Source organism: Achromobacter sp. JUb104 (genome assembly GCF_024806975.1).
GTDB lineage: Bacteria > Pseudomonadota > Gammaproteobacteria > Burkholderiales > Burkholderiaceae_B > Achromobacter > Achromobacter spanius.
The window spans coordinates 204,411-227,234 of the sequence record NZ_JANUEY010000002.1 but is presented as its reverse complement, the minus strand read 5'-3'; the positions used below and the strand labels follow the sequence as shown (position 1 = coordinate 227,234).

Genomic DNA, 22,824 nt, shown 5'->3' with positions numbered 1-22,824 from the left:
TCCCTCTGTTTCACTTACCAGCCTGTAGCCGCCCATATGGATGACAACCTTCGTAAAGCCGCCCTTGAATATCACGAGGCCGGCCGTCCCGGCAAAATCTCGGTCACGCCGACCAAGCAACTGACGAATCAGCGCGACCTGGCGCTGGCCTATTCGCCGGGCGTGGCGGCAGCCTGTGAGGAAATCGTGGCCGACCCGGCCAATGTGTTTCGCTACACCGCGCGCGGCAACTTGGTAGGCGTGATCACCAACGGCACGGCGGTGCTGGGTCTGGGCAATATCGGCGCGCTGGCTTCCAAGCCGGTCATGGAAGGCAAGGCGGTGCTGTTCAAGAAGTTTGCCGGCCTGGATGTGTTCGACATCGAAATCAACGAGACCGACCCGGACAAGCTGGTCGAGATCATCGCGGGTCTGGAAGCCACCTTCGGCGGCATCAACCTGGAAGACATCAAGGCGCCGGAATGCTTCACCGTGGAACGCAAGCTGCGTGAACGGATGAAGATCCCGGTTTTCCACGACGACCAGCATGGCACCGCCATCACCGTGTCGGCCGCGTTCATCAACGGCCTGAAGGTCGTGGGCAAGGACATCAAGACGGTCAAGGTAGTGACGTCCGGCGCCGGTGCAGCCGCCCTGGCGTGCCTGGACCTGATGGTGGACCTGGGCCTGCCGCTGGAAAACATCTGGGTGACCGACATCGAAGGCGTGGTCTACGAAGGCCGTGTCGAGCTCATGGACCCGGACAAGGCGCGTTTTGCGCAAAAGACGGAAGCCCGCAAGCTGGCGGAAGTGATCCAGGACGCGGACGTGTTCCTGGGCCTGTCGGCGGGCGGCGTGCTCAAGCCGGAAATGGTTGCCACGATGGGACCGCGCCCGCTGATCCTGGCGCTGGCCAACCCCACGCCGGAAATCCTGCCGGAACTGGCGCATTCGGTACGTGACGATGTCGTCATGGCCACGGGCCGGTCCGACTACCCGAACCAGGTCAACAACGTTCTGTGCTTCCCGTACATCTTCCGTGGCGCGCTGGACGTGGGCGCCACCACCATCACGCGCGAAATGGAAATGGCGGCGGTCTATGCCATTGCCCAGCTGGCGCAGGAGGAGCAGAACGAAGTCGTGGCCGCCGCCTACGGCACGTTCGACATCTCGTTCGGCCCCGAGTACCTGATCCCCAAGCCGTTTGACCCGCGCCTGATCGTGCGTATTGCGCCGGCCGTGGCCAAGGCCGCCATGGACGGCGGCGTGGCCACGCGCCCGCTGGCCGACCTGGAAGCCTACGAAGCGCAGTTGCAGCAATTCGTGTACCACTCGGGCGCGTTCATGAAGCCGCTGTTCTCGGCCGCCAAGCGTATCGTGCGTGAAGGCGGCCCCGCCCGCATCGTGTTTGCGGAAGGCGAAGACGAGCGCGTGCTGCGCGCGGTGCAGGTGGTGGTTGACGAAGGCCTGGCTCGCCCCATCCTGGTGGGCCGCCCGTCGGTGCTGCTGACCCGCATCGAAAAGCTGGGCCTGCGCTTGCGTCTGGGTGAAGACGTTGAAGTCACCAACCCGGAATACGATGAACGTTTCCATCAGTACTGGACGACGTACTGGGAACGCATGTGCCGTCGCGGCATCACCAAGGAAATGGCGCGCGTGGAAATGCGCCGCCGCATGACCTTGATCGGCGCGATGATGGTGCACCTGGGTGATGCCGACGGCATGGTGTGCGGGTCGGTGGGGGCGTATCACGATCATCTGCGTTTCGTGGATGAAGTGATCGGCCGCCGCCCGGGCCACAACGTGTATGCCGCCATGAACATCCTGCTGCTCAACGAGCGCACGGTGGTGTTGGTGGACACGCACGTCAATGACGAACCCACGGCGGAACAGATCGCGGAATTCACCATTTCGGCGGCCAACGAAATGCGCCGGATGTATCTGGCGCCGAAGGTGGCGCTGCTGTCGCGTTCGAACTTCGGTTCCGGCAGCTCGGCGTCCGGCGCCAAGATGCGCCGCGCGTTGGAAATCGTGCGCGAGAAAGAACCCGAACTGGAAATCGACGGCGAAATGCACGGTGACTGCGCGCTGGATGAAGCGTTGCGCATGCGCATCCTGCCGTCGTCCACGCTGAAGGGCGAAGCCAATCTGCTGGTGTGCCCGAACGTGGACTCGGGCAACATTGCCTACAACCTGCTCAAGACGGCGGCCGGCGGCAACGTGGCGGTGGGCCCGTTCCTGCTGGGCTGCAATGCGCCGGTGCATATCCTGACCTCCAGCTCGACCGTGCGCCGCATCGTCAACATGACCGCGATGACTGTGGTCGATGTCAACACGCCACGTTGAAGTGAGTCCAGCGGGTCCGGCGTGCCCCCGCGCGCCGATCGGCCTGGTCCTGACGGGGGGCGGCGCGCGCGCCGCCTACCAGGTCGGTGTGCTCAGCGCCATCATGGAGCTGCTGGACCCGGACTGGCAGTCCCGCTTCCGTAACCCTTTTGACATCATCTGCGGCACATCGGCCGGCGCGATCAACGCCGCCGCACTGGCCTGCCGCGCCGACCGCCCGCACCTGGGCGTGCGCCGCATACGCCGGCTGTGGTCGTCGCTGAATACCGACATGATCTACCGCGCCGACGCGCCCGGCCTGATACGCACGGGTGTGCGCTGGCTGGGCTTGCTGTCGCTGGGGTGGATGTATTCGGGGCTGACGCGCAAACGGCCGCAGTCGCTGTTGGACAACAGCCCCATGGAGGCGCTGCTGGGCCGGGTGCTGAACTTTGATCATTTGCGCGCCAACCTGGAAGGCGGCGCGCTGTCGGCGCTGGCCATCACGGCGTCGGGCTACACCAGCGGCGAACACCTGACCTTCTACCAGGCGCACGCACCCATCGAACCCTGGCACCGCTATCTGCGGCTGGCCATCCCCACGCCCATCAGCATCGACCATCTGATGGCGTCTTCATCGATTCCGTTTGTGTTCCCCGCGCGGCAGGTGCAGGTGCATGGCAAGGGCGAATGGTGCGGCGACGGCTCCATGCGGCAGTTGGCGCCGATCAGCCCGGCCATTCATCTGGGCGCGCACCGCGTCATGGTGATAGGCACGGGCTTTCGTGACGATACCCATCCCGAGAACCGCGAAGATTCCCCGCCGTATCCGTCCTTGGCGCAGGTGGGCGGCCATGCGCTGTCCAGCATCTTCCTGGATGGTCTGTCGGTGGATGTGGAACGGCTTGAGCGCATCAATGCCCTGATGGAGCACGCCACGCCGGATGGTGTCCAGGTCAATGTGCGCCGCATCCAGGTGCTGACCATCACCCCCAGCCAGTCGCTGGACACAATGGCGCTTGAGCACCTGCAAGACATGCCCGCACAAGCGCGTGCTCTTTTCCGCGTACTCGGTGTATCGTCCGATCCAGGCCGTCCTGGGGGCGGTGCGCTGATGTCGTATCTGCTGTTCGAATCCAGCTACACCAAGCGATTGATTGAACTGGGTTATGCCGATACGATGCAGCGTAACGAAGAAGTGATCGCCTTTTTCAAGGAGGCTCAGGCATGACGCGCAATGGCCAATCTACGTTGCAGAAGCAGCTTCTGCGCGGGGGAGCGCTGCCTCATGAGGGGCTGGACAAGAAGGCCGTCGTGGATGCCTCCCACGAGCTGGGCCTGTCCTTGTTCGTTGCCAACTGCGACCCCGCCCGCAGCCGTTCCGCGGTACTGCGCGCCATCGTCAAGGCAGTGGACTTTCCCGAATACTTCGGCGGCAACCTGGATGCCCTGTACGACTGCCTGTGCGATACGGTCCTGGATCACAAGACGGGCGTCGTGTTGTGGCTGTACCGGTTGCACTCCGGCGACCCGGTGCTGGAAGAAGACGCCGCCCGTATTGAAACCGTATGTTCTGATGCGGCCGATTTCGCCCGCGAGAACGGTCGTATTTTTGCATTCGTCATTGAGCACGCGGGCAAGCACCCCGATCCGGAACCCGGCGTCGCGGCTGCGCCCTATGGCGAAAACGACTGAAGGCGTACCCGCCTGAGCCTTTTACGGTTCGGCGGGGGTTGCTGCTTGGTTGCTGCTTTGTCGCGGGTCTGTCGCGGGTTTGTCACCACTTGGTGGCCGCCCGGCGTTCTAACTGCTACCAGCCCATCAACGCGCTGACGGCCGCCAGCAAGGCCAGCCCGGCAGTTTCGGTGCGCAGCACGCGCGGGCCAAATCGCACGGCCTGTACGCCCGCCTGGCGGGCCAGATCCAGTTCCTTGTCCGACCATCCGCCTTCGGGCCCGACCAGCAAGGTCAGCGCCGGTAAGTCGGGCGTGGCGCGCAGCTTGCCGGCCAGATCTTCAGTGGCTTCCGGATGACACAAGAGACGCAGGCCGTCGGCCGGCTGGGCCAGCCAGTCAGCCAGCGTTTGCGGCGCATCCACCGTCATCAGGCGGTTACGGCCGCACTGCTCACTGGCGGATTGTGCAATGCGGTGCCAATGCGCCACGCGCTTGTCCAACCGAGGTCCGGACAACTGCAACACGCTGCGTTGCGCGGCAATCGGGCTGACGCGGACTGCGCCCAGTTCCACCGCTTTTTCCACCACCCAATCCATCTTGTCGCCCGACGGCAAGCCCTGAACCAGGGTGATGCCCCCGGCAAGCTCGGCTTCGCGGGGGTTGAAGTCGCCGAGCGTGGCAAAGCCTGCCTTGCCATCGACCTCAAGCACGGCGTCGTACTCGCCACCCAGGCCATTGAACAGCACAACGGTTTCGCCGGCTTTCAGCCGCAGCACGCGCAACGCATGGTGTGCCAGGGCGTCGGGCAAGGCGACACGGGAGCCGGCAACAAGGGGAATGTCGCAGAAAAATCGGGGGGCGGACATGGGCTTTCGGGCGCGGGGGGCGGGCAATCAGGTTATTTGAGCGCGTAGCCTACCACCTTGACCCCCCATTCCAGGAAGGTCGGGGCGCTGGACGCCAGGTTCAGGCCCAGCAGCGTCAGAAACCCCACCGTCATTTTCTTGTCCAGGCGCATGAACTGGGTACGCAGCGCCGCCAGGTCTTCGTGCGTGGCGAAACGTTTGAATTCTTCGCGGGTGGGCAACTGCGCGATCTGATTGCGGATTTCGGCCAGTTCTTCGCGGCGCGCGAAAGGGGCAATCATGGCGGCCATTTCTTCACGGCGAGCGAAGGGGGCGATCATGGCGGCCATTTCGTTGCGCCAGTCTTGCTGAAGCTTGGCGGCCAGGTCGGCTTCGCCCTTGATCTGGGCGCGCTCCAGGGCGCGCGCCAAGGCAACGGCACGTTCTTCGCCCACGGCATTTCGCAGGGCCATGAAGCCTTCGATGGGGATGGTCAGATTCAGCATGAGGCCCATGGTAGGGGACTCCATCAGAGAGGTACAGGGCACCATGCTGAATGTCGGACTACTTTCCCGCAATTGTGGGAGCTACGCTGATATTTCCCCGGGGGCGATACGCTTCATTACATCGGGCTTAAGAGCGATGGCGTGAGGGAAATCCCCTGATGCTAAAATCGTCTGCTTCGCAACCCACTCAACTGGCCCCTATATTTCCCGTAGGCGCGCCAGCTTCAAAGAGCCTTCCGAATGAGCAATCCGACCGCCCCTAAACTTGCCTTGGCGGATGCCATCCGCGCCCTCGCGATGGATGCTGTGCAACAAGCGAACTCCGGGCATCCGGGTGCTCCCATGGGCATGGCGGAAATCGCCCAAGCCTTGTGGACGGGCAACCTGCGCCACAACCCGAAGGATCCCGCCTGGGCCAACCGCGACCGCTTCGTGCTGTCCAACGGCCACGGCTCGATGCTGATCTACGCGCTCTTGCATCTGACGGGTTACGACCTGTCGATCGACGAGCTCAAGAATTTCCGCCAGTTGCATTCCAAGACGCCGGGCCACCCCGAAGTGGGCATCACCCCGGGCGTGGAAACCACCACCGGCCCGCTGGGCCAGGGCCTGGGCAACGCCGTGGGCATGGCGCTGGCCGAAGCGCTGCTGGCGGCTGAATTCAACAAGCCCGGCCACACCATCGTCGACCACCACACTTACGCCTTCACGGGCGACGGCTGCCTGATGGAAGGCATCTCGCACGAAGTGTGCTCGCTGGCCGGCACGCTGAAGCTTTCCAAGCTGGTCGTGCTGTATGACGATAACGGCATCTCCATCGACGGCCACGTCGAACACTGGTTCGCCGACGACACCGCCAAGCGCTTCGAAGGCTACGGCTGGAACGTGATCCGTGGCGTTGACGGCCATGACGTCGCCGCCGTGGACGCCGCCATCAAGGCCGCGCGTTCGCAATCGGAAAAGCCCACGCTGGTGGTCTGCCGCACCGTCATCGGCAAGGGTTCGCCCAACATGGCCGGCACGCACAACGTGCACGGCGCGCCGCTGGGCAAGGACGAAATCGCCGCCACGCGCGCCGCGCTGGGCTGGTCGTCGGAACCGTTCCAGATTCCGCAAGACGTTTACGACGGCTGGGATGGCCGCAAGTCGGGCGCCGCCGCGCAAGCCGAATGGCAAACCGCGTTTGACGCCTACGCCGCCGCATTCCCCGCCGAAGCCGCTGAATTCACGCGCCGCATGAAGGGCGAAATGCCCGAGGGCTACGCCGACCAGTTCAAGGCCTTCCTGGCCTCGACCCTGGAAAAGGCCGAAACCGTGGCCACCCGCAAGGCTTCGCAATTCGCGATCGCCGCGCTGGCGCCGCTGCTGCCCGAAATGCTGGGCGGCTCGGCCGACCTGACCGGTTCCAACTTCACCGACTGGAAGGGCGTTGCCGCCGTTCGCGCTGGCGAAAAGGGCATCCAGTTCGGCCGCCACATCAACTACGGCGTGCGCGAATTCGGCATGGCCGCCATCATGAACGGCGTGGCCTTGCATGGCGGTTACCTGCCTTTCGGCGGCACGTTCCTGACGTTCTCGGACTACTCGCGCAACGCCATCCGCATGGCCGCGCTGATGAAGCAGCGCGTCGTGCACGTGTTCACCCACGATTCGATCGGCCTGGGCGAAGACGGCCCGACCCACCAGTCCATCGAACACGCGGCCAGCCTGCGCTTGATCCCCAACCTGTCCTTGTGGCGTCCTTGCGATACGGCCGAAACCGCCGTGGCCTGGAATGCCGCCGTGACGCGCCCGACCAGCATCGGCATGGATGTGCACGACGGCGGCCCCACGGCCCTGTTGCTGTCGCGCCAGAACCTGCCGTTCGTGCCGCGTGACGCGGCTACCGTCGACGCCATCGCTCGTGGCGGCTATGTGCTGCGCGATGCCGAAGGCGCCCGCGCCGTCATCATCGCCACCGGCTCGGAAGTGGCCATTGCACTGGACGCGCAAGCCCAACTGGCCAAGGAAGGCGTCGCCGTGCGCGTGGTCTCCATGCCCAGCACCGACGTGTTCGACAAGCAGGACGCCGCCTGGAAACAATCCGTGCTGCCCAAGGGCCTGCCGCGCGTGGCTGTCGAAGCCGGCGTGACCGCCTTCTGGCACAAGTACGTGGGCCTGGAAGGCGCCGTGGTCGGCATCGACCGCTACGGTGAGTCCGCCCCGGCCGGCGCTTTGTTCAAGTTCTTCGGGCTGACCGCCGACAAGGTGGCCGAGACCGTCAAACAGGTTTTGTAAAAAAGGAGCTTAGTATGACTATTCGCGTCGCCATCAACGGTTACGGTCGCATCGGCCGCAACATCCTGCGTGCCCACTACGAAGGTGGCAAGAAGCACGATATCGAAATCGTCGCCATCAACGACCTGGGCGATCCCAAGACGAACGCGCACCTGACGCGCTACGACACCGCCCACGGCAAGTTCCCGGGCACCGTCGAAGTCGACGGCGACTTCATGGTCGTCAACGGCGACAAGATCCGCGTGCTGGCCAACCGCAACCCGGCTGAACTGCCCTGGGGCGAGCTCAAGGTTGACGTGGTCCTGGAATGCACGGGCTTCTTCACGACCAAGGAAAAGGCCGGTGCGCACATCAAGGGCGGCGCCAAGAAAGTCATCATCTCGGCCCCGGGCGGCAAGGATGTGGACGCCACCATCGTGTTCGGCGTGAACCACGGCGTGCTGAAGTCGACCGACACGGTCATCTCGAACGCTTCGTGCACCACCAACTGCCTGGCCCCGCTGGTCAAGCCGCTGAACGACAAGCTGGGCCTGGAAAACGGCCTGATGACGACCGTTCACGCCTACACCAACGACCAGGTCCTGACCGACGTCTACCACGAAGACCTGCGCCGCGCGCGTTCGGCCACGATGAGCATGATCCCCACGAAGACCGGCGCTGCCGCCGCCGTGGGCCTGGTGCTGCCGGAACTGAACGGCAAGCTGGACGGCTACGCCATCCGCGTTCCGACCATCAACGTGTCGCTGGTTGACCTGTCGTTCGTGGCCAGCCGCGACACGACCGCCGAAGAAGTGAACAGCATCCTGAAGGCTGCGTCGGAAGGCGAGTTGAAGGGCATCCTGGACTACAACACCGAACCCCTGGTCTCGGTGGACTACAACCACAACCCGGCCTCCAGCACCGTTGACGCGTCGCTGACCAAGGTCTCGGGCCGTCTGGTCAAGGTCTCGTCCTGGTACGACAACGAGTGGGGCTTCTCGAACCGCATGCTCGACACCACCGTCGCGCTGATGTCGGCCAAGTAAGCAACACGGTCAGTCCATAGGGGACGGATTTGTTTTCCGCCAATGCGGAAAATGGGTTCGTCCCCTTTGTTCGCCTATCGTAGGAAAGCAAATATGTCCAAGGTCAATACCCTGTCCGCGCTGGCCAAGTCCGGCGCCCTGTCCGGCAAGCGCGTGTTCATTCGTGCCGACTTGAACGTGCCGTTCGATGACGCCGGCCGCATTTCCGAAGACACGCGCATCCGCGCTTCGGTGCCGGGCATTCGCCTGGCGCTGGACGCCGGTGCCGCCGTGATGGTTACGTCCCACCTGGGTCGCCCGAAAGAAGGCGTGCTGACCGACGCCGATTCGCTCGCCAAGGTCGGCCAGCGCCTGTCCGAATTGCTGGGCATGCCCGTGCAGTTGGTGCGTGACTGGGTCGATGGCGTGCAAGTGGACCACGGCCAGGTCGTGCTGCTGGAAAACTGCCGCGTGAACGTCGGCGAAAAGAAGGACGACGAAGCACTGGCCAAGAAGATGGCCGCGCTGTGCGACGTGTATGTCAACGACGCGTTCGGCACCGCCCACCGCGCCGAAGCCACCACGCATGGCATCGCGCGCTTTGCGCCCGTGGCCTGCGCCGGCCCCTTGCTGGAAGCGGAGCTCGACGCCCTGGGCCGTGCGCTGCACGAACCCAAGCGCCCGCTGGTCGCCATCGTGGGCGGTTCCAAGGTGTCGACCAAGCTGTCGATCCTGCAATCGCTGGCCGACAAGGTCGACCAGTTGGTGGTGGGTGGCGGCATCGCCAACACCTTCATGCTGGCTGCTGGTTTGTCCATCGGCAAATCGCTGGCCGAGCCCGACCAGGTGGACCAGGCGCGCGCCGTCATCGACATCATGAAGCAGCGCGGCGCGGCCGTGCCGATTCCGGTGGATGTGGTGTGCGCCAAGGCATTCGGCGCGGACGCCGAAGCCACCGTCAAGGCCGCCACGGACGTGGCCGACGACGACATGATCCTGGACATCGGCCCGCAAACCGCGGCGCAGTTGGCCGAGATCCTGAAGAAGGCCGGCACCATCGTCTGGAACGGCCCGGTGGGCGTGTTCGAATTCGACCAGTTCGCCAACGGCACCGAAGTGGTGGCGCGCGCCATCGCCGACTCGGACGGCTTTTCGATCGCCGGCGGCGGCGACACGCTGGCCGCCATCGCCAAGTACGGCATCGGCGAACAAGTCGGCTACATCTCGACGGGCGGCGGCGCATTCCTGGAATTCCTGGAAGGCAAAACCCTGCCGGCGGTGGCCGTGCTGGAAGCGCGCGCGGCGTAAATGATGGATCAATCGCGCAATATCCCATCGTAGGATGGGTGTAGCGCGCGACGGTCTCTGCAAGGGCGCTGCAAGGTATCGCGTGAAACCCATCAAGCGGCATTCGCATGTGGCTGATTCAGCTATTGCGCCTGGGCTGCTTGATGGGTTTCGCGCGTTTGGGGCTGGTGTTCTTCTTTTTGTTCGGCTCGCGCTGCACCCATCCTACGTGCCATTGGACATCGGTTTTTATCCGACCATCCTTATTCCATTTTTGCGCCGGAGATCTTCACGATTTCTGCGTAGCGCTTGATTTCCGACTGGATGAATGCGCCGAATTCTTCCGGCGATTGACCGGCCGGGACCAGCGCGCCCATGTTTTCCATGCGCTGCTTCACGTCCGGGCTGGCCACGACGGCGTTGACTTCCTTGTTCAGGCGCTGCACCACGTCCGACGGCGTGCCGGCGGGCGCCACGATGCCGTACCAAGCCGATGCAAACATCTTCGGCACGCCCGCTTCCTCGAAGGTGGGCACGTTCGGCAGGGCAGGCAGGCGCTGGTGCGAGGCCACCGCCAGTGCGCGCAGGGCGCCGGCCTGAACCTGGGCCAGCGAGCCGGTGTCCAGCATCATGTCCACTTGTCCCGCCAGCAGGTCCGACACCGCAGGGCCGCTGCCCTTGTACGGAATGTGCATCACATCCGCGCCCGTCAGGTGCTTGAACATCGAACCCGCCAGATGCTGTGATGAGCCCACGCCGCCCGAGCCGTAATTCAATTTGCCGGGTTCCGCCTTGGCGGCCGCAATCACGTCCGCGACCGAATGAAAGGGCGACTGCTTCGGCACTTCAAGAATGTTGGGAATCTCGGCCACGAAGGCGACCGGTGCGAAATCCTTTGCCGCATCGAAGCCCAGGCGCGAATACAGGTGCGGATTGGCCGCGTTGGTGGAACTGGTGGCCATCAAGAGCGTGTAGCCGTCGGCCTTTTCACGCACGAAAGACGCCGTGCCGATATTGCCGCCCGCGCCGGCCTTGTTGTCCACGATCACCGTCTGGCCCAGCCGTTCGGACAAGCGCTGCGCCAACAGGCGGCCCAACGAGTCCGTGGCGCCGCCCGGAGGCCAAGGCACCACCAGCTTGATCGGGCGGTCGGGATAGGTTTGCGCATGCACGGCCGGGGCAACACCCGCGGCAAAGGCGGCCAGGATAAGCGCGCGGCTGGCGCGACGCAGGAAGGCGTAGGACATCAAGTCTCCAGAAGTGCCGGCCCCGTCCTTCGCGTCGGGTGGTCGATGCGGGCGGGCCATGTCGGTGTGTCATACACGCGGCGGGGTGCCGCTGTTCTTATGCGGGGGACTCTACGCAATCCGGCTTTTCGATAAAAGAGACAAATACGCAACGATCTTCATTCTAAAAAGGAATGAATAACGGGCGCTTGTTGATTTGAATCGGGTTCAACGAGCATCGTCTGGTGTAGCCTTTGCGGTCTGTGTGCCCCCTCGCGCAACATCATCCATCAGGTCATCTCGCAGCATCATGAACCTACGCTTCTTCCCTGGCCTGAACAATTTCCGTGGCATCACCCGAGACTCGGCGCGGCGCGATGTCATGGCCGGGCTAAGCGTGGCGGCCGTGGCCTTGCCGGTGGGCCTGGCCTATGCCGCGATGATGGGCGTGCCCCCCGTCGCCGGCCTGTGGGCCGCCATCGCCGGCATGCTGGGCTATGCGCTGTTCGGTTCGTCACGCACCCTGATCGTGGGGCCGGACACCGCCACCTGCACGCTCATCGCCGCCACCTTGACGGGCATGGCGCTGACGTCGCCCGAAGACCGGCTGGTGGCCGCCACCGGCATTGCGCTGACCGTGGGCGTGGGCTGCCTGATCGCCCGCGTGCTGCGGCTGGGTGTGCTGGCCAACCTGCTGTCGCGTCCCGTCCTGATTGGCTACATGGCCGGCGTGGCGATTACCTTGGCGGTGTCGCAAATGAGCGGGCTGACGGGCGTGGGGCTGCGCAACAGCGGCTTGGTGCATCCGTTTCTGGAGCTGTCCCGGCGCGTGCAGGAAATTCAGATTCCGACCCTGCTTCTAGGGCTGGCCTCGTGTGCGTTGCTGATTGGCGTCAAGCGCTGGCGGCCAAGCTGGCCCGGCCCGATCCTGCTGGTGGTGGGCGGCTGCCTGTTGTCGTGGCTGTTTGATTTTCCCAGCCTGGGCATCGCGGTGGTGGGCGAAGTGCCCGCCGGCTTGCCGGGCATCAGCCTGCCCGTACGGCTGGAAGGCGTGGACAGCATGCTGCTGGGCGCGGCGGGGGTGCTGGTGGTCAGTTTTTCCAGCGGCATCGTCACGGCGCGCAGTTTTGCCGCCCGCACCGGCGAACACGTGGACCCCAATCGCGAACTGGTGGGCTTTGGCGCGGCCAACGTGGCGGCAGGCCTGTTTCAGGGCTTTGTCGTGACGGGGGCCGATTCGCGCACGGCGGTGGGGCTGGTGGCCGGGGGCTCGTCGCCGCTGGTCAGCGTCAGCGCGGCCGTTGCCTTGGCGATCGTCGTGGGCTTGTTGAGTGCGCCGCTGTATTGGCTGCCGCAAGCCGTGCTGTCGGCCATCTTGCTGCTGGCGGCGGCCAGCCTTTTCGATGCCAAGGCCTTCATGCGCCTGGCACGCATTTCACGCATCGAACTGGCTTTCGGCATTTTGGCGGCGGTAGGTGTGGTGGGCTTCGGCGTGTTGCAAGGCGTGGCGGTGTCGGTGGGCGCGACCTTGCTGTACGCCATGTATGTATCGGGCAACCCGCGCGACGCGCTGCTGGGCCGGCTGCCAGGTGAGTACGTGCTGGGCAAGCTGCATCTGAACCCCGACGCGCAGCCCGTGCCGGGCGTGGTGATCTGGCTGTTTGAATCGTCAGTCTGGTTCTTCAACGCCGATGCCTTCCGGCGCCGCGCGCGCGAAGTCATGGATCAGGCGGGTGACGCCACCTGGTTCGTGCTGGACGCCGAAGCCATGACGCAGGCCGATGCCGATGCGGTCGAAGCACTGTATGAGTTGAAGCGCGAACTGGATGCGCGCCACATCAGCTTGCTGGTGGCGGGCGGCCACGGCCAGTTCCGCATGGCGCTTGAACGTTCGGGGCTGGTCAAGAAAATTGGCCGCGACAAGATTTTCGGCAGCGCCGAACAAGCGGTCGAAGCGATAGAGCGATGGCGCCAGGGGCCGCCGGACACTCTTGCCTGAGCCTAATCGATGATGTGATAGCCGCCGTCGATGTACAGCGTCTGCCCGGTCATGAGCCGTGCGGCGTCGGTGGCCAGCCACGCGGTGGCTTCGCCCACATCGTCAATCGACACCAGGCTGCGCGCGGGCGCCTTGGATTGCGCGCGGTCCAGCAGCGCGTCGAATTCCGCAATGCCGGACGCGGCGCGCGTCTTCAGTGGCCCGGGTGAAATGGCATGTACGCGGATGCCTTGCGGGCCGAGTTCGGCGGCCAGATAGCGCGTGGCTGATTCCAGCGCCGCCTTCACCGGCCCCATCATGTTGTAGTGCTCCACCACCATCTGCGAGCCGTAATAGCTCATGCAGAACAGGGCGCCGCCCTTGGTCATCAGCGGTTCGGCCAGCTTCGCCATGCGGATGAACGACCAGCACGACACGTCCATGGCTTGCAGGAAGCCCTCGCGCGAGCAGTCCGTCACGCGGCCATGCAGGTCGTCGCGCGGGGCGAAGGCGATGGAGTGCAGCACGAAGTCCAGGTGACCCCATTCGGCCGTGATGCGCTCGAACACCGCTTCCAGTTCACCCTCGTTCAGCAGGTTCAGCGGCATCAGCAACGGCGCGTCCACTTGGCGCGCGAGCGGCTCGACGTGGGGCAGCGCCTTGTCGTTCAGATAGGTCACCGCCAGTTCGGCGCCCATGGCGCGAAACGCCTTGGCGCAGCCCCATGCAATGGAATCGGCGTTGGCGATGCCGGTCACCAGGCCGCGCTTGCCGGCCAGCGGCAGCGCCGCGTTCGAGGTAGGGGCGTTCATCGTGGGCTCACTCGCGGTTGGGGCGTTCTTGGCGCATTCATTGTTGGCGAACCAGGGCCAGCGTGTGCTGCGCAATGATCAGCTCTTCGTTGGTGCGGACCACATACACGCCGATGCGGCTGTCGTCGCTGGAGATGCGCGGCCCTTGATGGGCGTTGCGTTCCGGGTCCAGCTTGATGCCCAGCCAGCCCCAATGGTCAGCGATCATCTGGCGGATCTGGGGCGAGTTCTCGCCCACGCCGGCGGTGAACACAATGCCGTCGATGCCGTTCATGGCGCAGCCCAAGCCAAGCATGCCTTCGGCCACGCGCCACGCGAAATACTTCAGCGCCAGCTTGGCCGATGGCGCGTCGCTGGCCAGCAGTTCGCGCATGTCGTTGCTGATGCCCGACAGGCCCTTCATGCCGCAGTCGTGATAGAGCAGGTGCTCGATCTGGTCGTGGTCCATGCCGCGCTCCATCATCCACAGCACCACGCCCGCATCCAGCCGGCCGGGGCGCGTGCCCATGGGCAAGCCTTCCAGCGCGGTGAAGCCCATCGTGCTGTCCACGCTCTTGCCTTCGTGCATGGCGCAGGCGGACACTCCCGAGCCCAGGTGCGCGGCGATGATCTTGCCCATTGCCAGTTCGGGCAGCGCCTGCTTCAAGCGCTGCGCGATGTACTCGTAGGACAGCCCATGAAAGCCATAGCGGCGCACGCCTTCCTGGTACAGCGATTCCGGCAGCGCGTAGCGGTCGGCCACGTCGGAATGGCTGCGGTGAAACGCGGTGTCGAAGCACGCCACCTGCGGTATCCAGGGGCGGCGTTCACGAATCACGCGGATGGGCGCCAGGTTGTTGGGTTGATGCAGCGGCGCCAACGGCGTGAACGTATCCAGCTTGGCCAGCACGGCATCGTCCACCAGCACCGGTTCGGACAGGTCCGGCCCGCCATGCACCACCCGGTGCCCCACCGCCAGCGGCGCGCCGCCCAGGTGGCCGCTTAACCAGGTGCCGACCACTTCCTGGGCGTCGCGCACGTCCGGTGCGTGGCTGGGCGCCACATCGCGTTCCAGCAAGGTCTTTCCCGCTGCGTCGCGTACCCGCAGCTTGGGATGCGAGGTGCCGATGCCTTCCAACTGGCCGCCCAGGCGCGGCGCCAGTTCCTGCTTGCCGTCGATGTCGTACAGGTAGAACTTGATGCTGGAACTGCCGGCGTTGATGACGAGGATGGTGTCGCTGGTATCTCGGGTGTCGCGGGGTTCGCTCATGGCTCTGGGATCCGGTAGCGGTGAGAGGCGCGCGTCAGACCAGGGGGCGGGCCGCCAACTGGCTGAGATGGTGCGCGTAGATGGCCGCCACCGCGCACGACGCCAGGCGCGAACGCGGGCTGTCGGCGCGGCTGGTCAGGATGATGGGCACGCGCGCGCCCAGCACGATGCCGGCTGCTTCGGCGTTGGCCAGGAACGTCAGGTTCTTGGCCAGCATGTTGCCCGCTTCCAGGTCGGGCACCACCAGCACCTGCGCCACGCCCGCGACGGGCGAGCGGATGCCCTTGATGCGCGCCGCGTCCGGGCTGATGGCGTTGTCCAGCGCCAGCGGGCCGTCCAGCAGGCCGCCCGTGATCTGGCCCCGGTCGGCCATCTTGCACAAGGCCGCCGCTTCGATGGTGCTGGGTATGCTGGGCGTGACTTGCTCCACCGCCGACAGGATGGCCACGCGCGGCTCGCCCAAGCCCAGCCCGTGATGCAGGTCGATCACGTTGCGAATGATGTCGGCCTTGGTTTCCAGGTCTGGAAAGATATTGATGGCCGCGTCCGTGATGAAAAGCGGGCCGGCATAGGTGGGCACTTCCATGATGAACACATGGCTGATGCGCCGGCCGCTGCGCAAACCGGTGGTGCGCGCGACGACTTCGTGCATCAGTTCATCGGTATGCAGGCTGCCCTTCATCAGCAGCGTGGCCTCGCCGTTGCGCACCAGCGCCACGGCGGTTTCGGCAGCGGCGTGGCTATGCGGCACGTCAACAATGCGCGCATCGCCCAGGTTCAGATTGAACTGGGTCGCCGTGTCGCGGATCTTCTTTTCCGGGCCCACCAGGATGGGATGCAAGAGGCCCAGGTCGCGGGCTTCCAGCGCGGCGGACAAGGACGGTTCGTCGCAGGGGTGGGCGATGGCGCAGAAGGCCGGCTCCAGCGTCTGCGCGCGGGCGATCAGCGTGTCGTAATGCGTGGACGTGGGCAGTGTCATGCGCGCTTGGCCTTGGCGGGTTGTGCAGCGGGTTGCGCAGCGGCTTTCGTGCTGCGCTTCGTGGCGGGCTTGGCTGCTTTCTTAGCCGTCTTCGGTGCGGTCTTCGTTGCGGTTTTCGTTGCGGTTTTCGGTGCTGCGTCCGTTGCTGCCTTCGTCGCCACCTTCGCCGCTGATTTTGCCGCGGCCGGGTGCGGACGGGCAACCTTGGACGGCACTTGCGCGGCCGCGTCGATCAGGTTCAGCGCGGGGGCCGTGGAAGCGGGCGTGGCTTCCAGCCTGGCGGGCGCATGCGCCTGGGCGCGCTTCTGGGCACGGCGTTCGGCGGCCTCGAAGATGCGCTCCATTTCGGTCAGGCTTTCGCGAGCGGCCGGGCTAAGCGGTTCGGCGGCTTCCAACACGTGCTTCATCGTTTTCAGCGCGCTGCGGATGGCGTCGGGGGGCGACTTCTCCAACAGGCGCGGCATGGCCTGGATGGCGGCGTCGGAATCCAGCGTCAGGATCAAGGCCTGGTCGCGGATGGTGTCCTTGAATTCCTGCAACGTCATGGCGTTGTCGGACTCGGCGCGCACCTTGCGGATCAGCGCAAAGCTGCGTTCGTCCAGGCCACCTTCGGCACCGGACACATACAGCAGCATGCGAATGGCCGCCACGCGCAAGCCGCCTTCCTGCAACAGCGAACGCAGATCGGCGGTGCGTTCTTCCATGAAGCGGCGGTGTTCGGGCGACACGCCGGGGTGCTTGCGCGGCGGGCCGGAACGGGCGCCCAGGCCGGCCAGGTCCTGCACCAGCGGCGATCCGTAGACACCCATGAACGTGCGTTCGTCCGCTGAATCGCGCATTTCCTGCCAGATGTTCAGGCTGCTCTCGACCCAGTTCGAGAACATTTCCTGCGCGATCAGGAACGGGTTGGACTCGGACACCGGCTGGCGGTGCTCGCGCACCTGTTCGGCAACCGCGGCGATGGGGGCGATGGCGGGGTTGCGGTCCGAGATCAGCTCGTAAGGCAAGCGCAGCGGATGCAGGCGCTGCGACCATTCCGCCGATTGCGGCGTGACCAGCGCGCGCAGCCATGGCTGCATGAAGCTGCGGTACATGCCCAGGTTGATGTCCGAAATACGGGCCACGGCGGCAAAGCGCTTATCGTCTTCTTCCTTGCGGTCGACAATGGTGCGCACATCGTCCAGCGTGCGCTGCTCGAACGACAGCACGTAGTTGCCAAACGCCAGGTCGGCATTGGGCGTGTCGGGCGTCTTGTCGGCGATTTCAGCCTCGTAGATGCCGGGCGGCAACACGTCGATCATGTCGATGTTCGACGTGAATTCCTGATGCTCCTTGCGGGCCACGCTGCCCGACACGAAGATGCCCAGGTGGCCGATGCTTTCGTGCACGGCATAGACAATGGTCTGGCCGTGCGCCAGCACTTCGGCCTCGTTCTGGTACAGATCCGGGATCCAGCCCAGCGCCTGCGGCGGGGGCGTGATGTTGTCGCCCTTGGAGCAGAACACCACGATGGGCGAGCGGATATTGCGCAAGTCGATACGGATGCCGTCAGACGTGACCAGGCCGGCGGTGGCCAGGCGGTTGCCCACGAACAGGTTGTCGACGATGTACTGGATTTCGGGGCCGTTCAGGAAAACGTGGCCGCCCCACCATTTTTCAAAGCTCAGGTAGCGGTCGGCCTCGGTGTCCACCTTGGAATACAGGTTGTACTGCTTGGACCACAAGGTGTTGGCGGGATTCAGGTTTTCGAAGTTCTGCACCAGCCAGGCGCCGTCGAATTTGCCGTTGCCCAGGTCGCTGGTCATCGCCGTCAACCAGCTACCGCCCAACAGGCCGCCGGAATAACGCATGGGATTCATGCCGCGCCAGCCCGCCCAGTACGACAGCGGGGCGCCGGCCACGATGATGGGGCCGAACAATTCGGGGCGGATGGCGGCGGTCATCATGATCTGCCACCCGGCCTGGCAGTTGGCCACTACCACGGGCTTGCCTTCCGCGTCGGGATGCAGCGCGATGATCTCTTCCAGGAAGCGCGCCTCGGCCATCATCACGTCTTCGACGGTCTGTTCCGGCATGGGCTGCGGCAGGAAGGTGGCGAAGTAGCAGGGGTGCCCCGCACGGACCGCCACGCCGATCTCGCTTTCCGGCTTGAAGCCGCCGATGCCCGGGCCGTGGCCGGCGCGCGGGTCCACCACCAGGAAGGGGCGCTTGATCGGGTCGGTTTCCACGCCTTCGGGCGGCTGGATGCGCAACAGCCCGTAGTTGACGGGGCGGGGCAGCTCGCGGCCATCCATCACCAGTTCGAACTCCATGCTGAGCACGTTGGGTGCGCGCTTGGCCATGTGTTCGTGATACTGGTTGCCGCGTTGGCGCAGCACGTCGGCGTAAAGCACGCCACGTTGCCAGGCATCCACGGCATATTCGTAGGCGGCCGTCCAGGGATTGAAGGACGGGGTGGGGACGCGATCGTTGCCGGAATCGGCCATGGCGATCTCCTGTGAGTGGCGCCCGACGGCGAAAGACCGTCGGACCGGCCCCAAGTGGAGCCGGCTAAGTTGACCTCACCATTACACCGCAACGAATGCTGCGCCGCAACATTTCAGCGATTAAAACTCGGTAATCCGCAGTGAATTCAGCCGTCCCTTTTTATTGTTGTCGACGGGCTGGTCATGGCGTGGTGTCAGTCGCGCGCGGCGGCGTTGTGTTCCAACCATTTCTGAACGGACGGGCGTTGCCATTGGGCGTCGGCATAAGCGCGCAACGGGTCGGGCAGGTCGTCCAGGGCCAGGCGCTTGAGCATGACCGCCAAATCCAGGTCGGCAATGCTCCAGGTGTCGAACAGCGTGGCCTGGCCCACGGGAATCAGGTAGCTGGCCACCCGAATCAGCTTGGCCGAGGCCGCGTGCCCCGCATCGGACAGGGGCTCGCCCGCTACGCCGTAGAACACGGTTTCGGTGGGACGTTCCTGGCGCAGCGCCGCCAGGTCACTGCGCAACCAGGCCTGCAATTGGCGCGCGCGGGCACGGGGGCGGATCGCTTGCGGATACAGGGCGGTGTGTTGTGGGGCGGGAAAAACCTCTTCCAGGTATTCCGTGATGACGCTGGATTCCGTCAGGTTGAAGTCCTCGTGCGTCAGCGCCGGCACACGCGCGGTCAGCGCGCGGCACTGGTAGGGCTGCATCCGCTGCTCGCCCGCGCTGAGGTCGATGGGGCGCACTTCGAAAGGCAATTGCTTTTCGGTCAGCGCCACATACACCGACATGGCGTAGGGGCTAAGGAACTGGGAATCGACGTATAGGGTAATCGGGGCGCCCAATGTAGTCTCCGGTCAGGCGGGGGTCTGGCAATGCGGCAATGCATCGACATGCGGCACCGGGCCGCATGATTTGCAAAGCGTAACGCAACGGCAATTTTCCGTGTGGCGCAGGCGCATCAGTCAACAATGAAGAGCTTGGCGCCCGTGGCGGTGGACGAACGGTGCGGTTCGGCCTGGTCGGCCACCTGGTAGCTCATGCCGGGGGTCAAGACAAATTGGCGGCCGTCTTCAAGCTCGGTGTGGAGCTCGCCTTCCAGACAGAAGAGGATATGTCCCTTGGTACACCAGTGGTCGGCCAGGTAGCCCGCCGTGTATTCCACCATGCGTACGCGCAGGTCGCCGAATTGGCGCGTGCGCCAATAGGCCATGCCCGTGTCGCCGGCGTGTTCGGTGCGTTCGACTTCGGACCAATCCGTGGTGCCGAAGGGGATGTTGCTCATCTTCATCGTGGATCCTGCGTTTAGGTAGGTGGCGGCAAGTTTGGCCGCCGGTAAAGAATAGATACGGCGAAACAGATACTACGCCACTCGCATGACATGCCGCATCCACGGCTTGGTCTGATATTGCGCATTGAAAAATCGGTCCGCAACCCCTATCTTGTTGATATTCAAGGCCGGATGCGGCACTGCCCCAGGCGGCCGAAACCTTTAAGGTGGGCTGGCATATGGAGTTCAAGGACTACTACAGCATTCTCGGGGTGGAGCGCAGCGCTTCGGAAGACGAAATCCGGCGCGCCTACCGCAAGCTCGCTCGCAAATACCACCCCGACGTCAGCAAGGAAAGCGACGCCGAAGTTCGCATGCGCGACGTCAATGAAGCCTATGACGTGCTGCGCGATCAGGAAAAGCGCGTGGCCTACGACAACCTGGCGGCGGGCGTGTCACCCGAGGGCGGCTTCCAGCCGCCTCCCGGCTGGGACGAGGGCTTCGAATTCCACCGGGGCGCGGCGTCCGGCGACGAAGCGCAGTTCAGCGAATTCTTCTCGTCGCTGTTCGGGGGCCGTGGCCAACGTGGCCATCGCGCCGGCCCAGGCGGCGCCAGCCAGCAGGATTTCCGCGTGCGCGGCGACGACCATCACGCCGCCATCGAGGTTGACCTGGAAGACGCCATCCATGGCGCCACGCGCGACATCAGCCTGCGCGCCATGGAGACGGACGCACAAGGCCGCCCGCACCTGCAAACACGCACGCTCAGCGTGCGCATCCCGGCGGGCGTGCGCGAAGGACAATTCATCCGGCTGTCCGGGCAGGGCATGCCCGGCTATGGCGGCGGTGAAAACGGCGACCTTTATCTTGAGGTGCGCTTCAAGCCGCATCCCCGCTACCGCGCCGAAGGGCGCGACCTGTATATGACGCTGCCGGTGGCGCCCTGGGAAGCCGCGCTGGGCTCAAAGGTGAATGCGCCCACACCGGGCGGCACGGTTGAAGTATCGATTCCACCGGGGTCGGGCAATGGCCGCAAGCTGCGGCTGCGTGGGCGCGGGATACCGGGCGATCCGCCGGGTGATCTGTACCTGGTGCTGGACCTGGTGCTGCCGCCCGCTGATAGCGAAGCGGCCAAGGCGGCCTACCGGAAGCTGCAACAAGACGCGCCGTTCAACCCGCGACGCCACATGGGGGTCTGATCATGAGCAAACTTGTCATCACCAGTGCCACCGTCGTGGGCAAATCGCAGCCGCTTAGCGCGGATGACCTGGCCCGCGCCTGCCACGCGGAAGTGGAATGGGTGGCCCAACTGGTTGAGGTCGGCATCGTCAATGCCCGGGGCCGTCAACCCGCGGAATGGTGCTTCTACAGCATGGACTTGCAGCGTGCCCTGCACGCGCGCAGGTTGGAACACGACTTTGGCGCGAGCCTGGACGCGGTGGCGCTGATCCTGGACCTGAGCCAAGAGGTGCGTCGCCTGAAAGCGCAATTGCGCGCCCTGGGCGAGGGGGATCAGTAGTCACTTCGTCGGCTTTCGTCCGCGCGCGGCGCAAGGCAAAATGGTCGGTGTCCAAGGCAGAGGAGGCCGACCATGCTTACGCTTTACCATGCGCCGCGCTCGCGGTCGTTCAGGGTGTTGTGGCTGCTTGAGGAATTGGGCGTGCCCTACGACACCGAAATGGTGTCCATTCGCGGCACCGACAGCGCGGGGCATATGCCCGCCGACTACATCGACATCCATCCCCACCGCAAGGTGCCCGCCCTGGTGCACGACGGCGTGCCCATCTTCGAAACCCCCGCCATTGCGCTGTACCTGACGGACCTTTTCCCCGAAAAAGGGCTAGGGCCCTTGGTGGGCGACGCGCAGCGCGGGCCCTATCTGACCTGGCTGGCGTATTCCACCGGCGTGTTCGAGCCGGCCATGGTGGAACGCGCCTTCAAGCGCCCGCACCAGGACGGCGCGCCGGGTTGGGGGTCGGCCGACGAGGTTGAACAGGTGCTGACCCGGGTGTTGCAGGCCCGGCCGTATTTTCTGGGCGACACGTTTTCGGCCGTCGACATCGTGTTGGGCGGGTCACTGCAATACATGGTGCAGGTGAAGGTGATACCCGAATCGCCCGTGTTCAACGCCTACTTCGAACGGTTGGGCGCGCGCCCGGCCATGCACCGGGCCTTGCAGCGCGACGGCGACATCGAAGAATCCTGATGGGTCAGCCGCCGGCCTGGATGCGGCTGCGCAGATCAGCCTGCCATTGCTCCGGGCGACCCAGGTAGCGGCCCGGTTCCAGCAAGGTGTAGGCACCGTCTTGTTCGAGCACCAGCGTGGGGAAACCGCTGCCGCCCACTTGCGCAAGCAGGCGACGGCTGGCCGCGATATGCGCGGCGGTGTCCGCGCCCTGGGCGGCATCGTAGGCGGCGTCAAACGCGACGCCGTCCAGGCCGATCTCGCGAGCCAGTTCCTTCAGGACGGCGGGGTCGGCGATGCGGCGGCCTTCCTCATAGTGCGCGCGTTGCAGGCGCTTGAGCAGGTCCAGCCCACGGCCGGCGAGTTGTTCGGCGGCCAGGATGGCAGTGGTGGGAGGCTCGGAATCGAAGACGGCGCCGGTATCGCGCAGCAAGCCGTCGAAGTAGCCCTTGCCGAAGACCTGGCCGGTCATGCTGGCGATGCGTTCGTCATGCGCCATGACGTAGCGGCGCAGCGCGTCGGTGACGGGCTGGCGGTTGCTGCCTGTCATCATGCCGCCGCCATGGGGCGCCACATGCAGGCCGGCAACGCCGCGCGCGGCGTCCACCAGCGGGGCGGCGCCATAGCACCAGCCGCAGAGCGGGTCAAAGATGTAATGCAGGGTGGGAGCGGGGGTGGGAGTCTGGGTAGCCATGGCGCCATGGTAGACGCGGACCGCGTGCCGAGAAAAGCCTGACGCGGTCGCCACTGTGTTG

At 65.0% G+C, this 22,824-nt stretch carries 20 protein-coding genes; 10 read left to right on the top strand and 10 right to left on the bottom strand.

The annotated features are described in order from the left end of the window. Positions 1–36: 36 nt before the first annotated feature. Genes M2361_RS12970 through M2361_RS12960 form a run of 3 tightly spaced genes read left to right on the top strand, consistent with a single transcriptional unit; the run spans position 37 to position 3,999 of the window. Positions 37–2,325 (top strand): NADP-dependent malic enzyme, encoded by a 2,289-nt coding sequence (locus M2361_RS12970; RefSeq protein ID WP_259249531.1) that lies wholly within the window; start codon positions 37–39, stop codon positions 2,323–2,325. Continuing rightward, positions 2,306–3,535 carry a patatin-like phospholipase family protein gene (locus M2361_RS12965; RefSeq protein ID WP_083447501.1) on the top strand — a complete coding sequence of 410 codons (1,230 nt, stop codon included), beginning with the start codon at positions 2,306–2,308 and terminating at the stop codon, positions 3,533–3,535. The genes M2361_RS12970 and M2361_RS12965 overlap by 20 nt, the downstream gene beginning before the upstream one ends. Beyond that, on the top strand, positions 3,532–3,999 hold the full coding sequence (locus tag M2361_RS12960; RefSeq protein ID WP_259249523.1) for a barstar family protein: 468 nt from the start codon (positions 3,532–3,534) through the stop codon (positions 3,997–3,999). The genes M2361_RS12965 and M2361_RS12960 overlap by 4 nt, the downstream gene beginning before the upstream one ends. A gap of 115 nt (positions 4,000–4,114) precedes the next feature. On the opposite strand, the gene M2361_RS12955 is transcribed toward M2361_RS12960, so the two are convergent. Next, positions 4,115–4,846: a 16S rRNA (uracil(1498)-N(3))-methyltransferase gene (locus M2361_RS12955; RefSeq protein ID WP_259249521.1), complete on the bottom strand. Its 732-nt coding sequence runs from the start codon at positions 4,844–4,846 to the stop codon at positions 4,115–4,117. A 32-nt stretch (positions 4,847–4,878) separates the two neighbouring features. Next, the gene (locus tag M2361_RS12950; RefSeq protein WP_259249517.1) at positions 4,879–5,340 is read right to left on the bottom strand and encodes a hypothetical protein; all 462 of its coding nucleotides are present in this window, start codon (positions 5,338–5,340) and stop codon (positions 4,879–4,881) included. Between the two features lie 231 nt (positions 5,341–5,571). On the opposite strand from M2361_RS12950, the gene tkt reads away from it, so the two are divergent. The 3 genes from tkt to M2361_RS12935 all read left to right on the top strand — a co-directional run bounded on the left by tkt (position 5,572) and on the right by M2361_RS12935 (position 9,920). Then, positions 5,572–7,608 (top strand): transketolase, encoded by a 2,037-nt coding sequence (gene tkt / locus M2361_RS12945; protein WP_259249515.1) that lies wholly within the window; start codon positions 5,572–5,574, stop codon positions 7,606–7,608. A 14-nt stretch (positions 7,609–7,622) separates the two neighbouring features. Beyond that, positions 7,623–8,633, top strand: coding sequence for a type I glyceraldehyde-3-phosphate dehydrogenase (gene gap / locus M2361_RS12940; protein WP_006221200.1), 1,011 nt, complete (start codon positions 7,623–7,625; stop codon positions 8,631–8,633). 93 nt (positions 8,634–8,726) lie between these two features. Beyond that, positions 8,727–9,920: a phosphoglycerate kinase gene (locus M2361_RS12935; RefSeq protein ID WP_259249511.1), complete on the top strand. Its 1,194-nt coding sequence runs from the start codon at positions 8,727–8,729 to the stop codon at positions 9,918–9,920. A gap of 242 nt (positions 9,921–10,162) precedes the next feature. On the opposite strand, the gene M2361_RS12930 is transcribed toward M2361_RS12935, so the two are convergent. Continuing rightward, positions 10,163–11,146, bottom strand: a complete 984-nt coding sequence (locus tag M2361_RS12930; RefSeq protein WP_259249508.1) for a tripartite tricarboxylate transporter substrate binding protein — start codon at positions 11,144–11,146, stop codon at positions 10,163–10,165. 289 nt (positions 11,147–11,435) lie between these two features. Here M2361_RS12930 and M2361_RS12925 point away from each other — a divergent pair, with 289 nt between their 5' ends. Then, a complete protein-coding gene (locus M2361_RS12925; RefSeq protein ID WP_259249507.1) occupies positions 11,436–13,124 on the top strand; it encodes a SulP family inorganic anion transporter in 1,689 nt (562 codons plus the stop codon). Between the two features lie 2 nt (positions 13,125–13,126). Here the strand turns inward: M2361_RS12925 and fabI are convergent, their stop codons facing one another. From fabI to M2361_RS12895, 6 genes are all read right to left on the bottom strand, one after another. Further along, positions 13,127–13,915: an enoyl-ACP reductase FabI gene (gene fabI / locus M2361_RS12920; RefSeq protein WP_259249506.1), complete on the bottom strand. Its 789-nt coding sequence runs from the start codon at positions 13,913–13,915 to the stop codon at positions 13,127–13,129. Between the two features lie 37 nt (positions 13,916–13,952). Beyond that, entirely contained in the window at positions 13,953–15,164 is a 1,212-nt protein-coding gene (locus tag M2361_RS12915) for an acetate/propionate family kinase (protein WP_259249504.1), read from the bottom strand. A gap of 34 nt (positions 15,165–15,198) precedes the next feature. Next, positions 15,199–16,143, bottom strand: coding sequence for a phosphate acetyltransferase (locus M2361_RS12910; RefSeq protein WP_259249502.1), 945 nt, complete (start codon positions 16,141–16,143; stop codon positions 15,199–15,201). Beyond that, positions 16,140–18,629: a DUF3141 domain-containing protein gene (locus M2361_RS12905; protein ID WP_259249500.1), complete on the bottom strand. Its 2,490-nt coding sequence runs from the start codon at positions 18,627–18,629 to the stop codon at positions 16,140–16,142. Before M2361_RS12905 ends, M2361_RS12910 begins: the two co-directional genes overlap by 4 nt. A gap of 194 nt (positions 18,630–18,823) precedes the next feature. Next, on the bottom strand, positions 18,824–19,459 hold the full coding sequence (gene yfcF / locus M2361_RS12900; RefSeq protein ID WP_259249498.1) for a glutathione transferase: 636 nt from the start codon (positions 19,457–19,459) through the stop codon (positions 18,824–18,826). 116 nt (positions 19,460–19,575) lie between these two features. Next, positions 19,576–19,905, bottom strand: a complete 330-nt coding sequence (locus M2361_RS12895) for a DHCW motif cupin fold protein (RefSeq protein WP_050448791.1) — start codon at positions 19,903–19,905, stop codon at positions 19,576–19,578. Positions 19,906–20,123: 218 nt separating this feature from the next. Here M2361_RS12895 and M2361_RS12890 point away from each other — a divergent pair, with 218 nt between their 5' ends. The 3 genes from M2361_RS12890 (at position 20,124) to M2361_RS12880 (ending at position 22,090) form a co-directional block, all read left to right on the top strand. After that, entirely contained in the window at positions 20,124–21,083 is a 960-nt protein-coding gene (locus M2361_RS12890; protein ID WP_259249496.1) for a DnaJ C-terminal domain-containing protein, read from the top strand. A gap of 2 nt (positions 21,084–21,085) precedes the next feature. Beyond that, positions 21,086–21,403, top strand: a complete 318-nt coding sequence (locus M2361_RS12885) for a chaperone modulator CbpM (protein ID WP_259249494.1) — start codon at positions 21,086–21,088, stop codon at positions 21,401–21,403. 72 nt (positions 21,404–21,475) lie between these two features. Beyond that, positions 21,476–22,090, top strand: coding sequence for a glutathione S-transferase family protein (locus M2361_RS12880; protein WP_100854848.1), 615 nt, complete (start codon positions 21,476–21,478; stop codon positions 22,088–22,090). 4 nt (positions 22,091–22,094) lie between these two features. Here M2361_RS12880 and M2361_RS12875 read toward each other — a convergent pair whose 3' ends face one another. Next, complete coding sequence (locus M2361_RS12875) at positions 22,095–22,763, bottom strand: DsbA family protein (RefSeq protein ID WP_259249492.1); 669 nt, start codon at positions 22,761–22,763, stop codon at positions 22,095–22,097. Positions 22,764–22,824 lie beyond the last annotated feature (61 nt).

Coding starts and splice junctions, on each gene's coding strand:
- M2361_RS12970 (WP_259249531.1), top strand. CDS start 37: ATGGATGACAACCTTCGTAAAGCCGCCCTTGAATATCACGAGGCCGGC.
- M2361_RS12965 (WP_083447501.1), top strand. CDS start 2,306: ATGTCAACACGCCACGTTGAAGTGAGTCCAGCGGGTCCGGCGTGCCCC.
- M2361_RS12960 (WP_259249523.1), top strand. CDS start 3,532: ATGACGCGCAATGGCCAATCTACGTTGCAGAAGCAGCTTCTGCGCGGG.
- M2361_RS12955 (WP_259249521.1), bottom strand. CDS start 4,846: ATGTCCGCCCCCCGATTTTTCTGCGACATTCCCCTTGTTGCCGGCTCC.
- M2361_RS12950 (WP_259249517.1), bottom strand. CDS start 5,340: ATGGGCCTCATGCTGAATCTGACCATCCCCATCGAAGGCTTCATGGCC.
- tkt (WP_259249515.1), top strand. CDS start 5,572: ATGAGCAATCCGACCGCCCCTAAACTTGCCTTGGCGGATGCCATCCGC.
- gap (WP_006221200.1), top strand. CDS start 7,623: ATGACTATTCGCGTCGCCATCAACGGTTACGGTCGCATCGGCCGCAAC.
- M2361_RS12935 (WP_259249511.1), top strand. CDS start 8,727: ATGTCCAAGGTCAATACCCTGTCCGCGCTGGCCAAGTCCGGCGCCCTG.
- M2361_RS12930 (WP_259249508.1), bottom strand. CDS start 11,146: ATGTCCTACGCCTTCCTGCGTCGCGCCAGCCGCGCGCTTATCCTGGCC.
- M2361_RS12925 (WP_259249507.1), top strand. CDS start 11,436: ATGAACCTACGCTTCTTCCCTGGCCTGAACAATTTCCGTGGCATCACC.
- fabI (WP_259249506.1), bottom strand. CDS start 13,915: ATGAACGCCCCTACCTCGAACGCGGCGCTGCCGCTGGCCGGCAAGCGC.
- M2361_RS12915 (WP_259249504.1), bottom strand. CDS start 15,164: ATGAGCGAACCCCGCGACACCCGAGATACCAGCGACACCATCCTCGTC.
- M2361_RS12910 (WP_259249502.1), bottom strand. CDS start 16,143: ATGACACTGCCCACGTCCACGCATTACGACACGCTGATCGCCCGCGCG.
- M2361_RS12905 (WP_259249500.1), bottom strand. CDS start 18,629: ATGGCCGATTCCGGCAACGATCGCGTCCCCACCCCGTCCTTCAATCCC.
- M2361_RS12895 (WP_050448791.1), bottom strand. CDS start 19,905: ATGAAGATGAGCAACATCCCCTTCGGCACCACGGATTGGTCCGAAGTC.
- M2361_RS12890 (WP_259249496.1), top strand. CDS start 20,124: ATGGAGTTCAAGGACTACTACAGCATTCTCGGGGTGGAGCGCAGCGCT.
- M2361_RS12885 (WP_259249494.1), top strand. CDS start 21,086: ATGAGCAAACTTGTCATCACCAGTGCCACCGTCGTGGGCAAATCGCAG.
- M2361_RS12880 (WP_100854848.1), top strand. CDS start 21,476: ATGCTTACGCTTTACCATGCGCCGCGCTCGCGGTCGTTCAGGGTGTTG.
- M2361_RS12875 (WP_259249492.1), bottom strand. CDS start 22,763: ATGGCTACCCAGACTCCCACCCCCGCTCCCACCCTGCATTACATCTTT.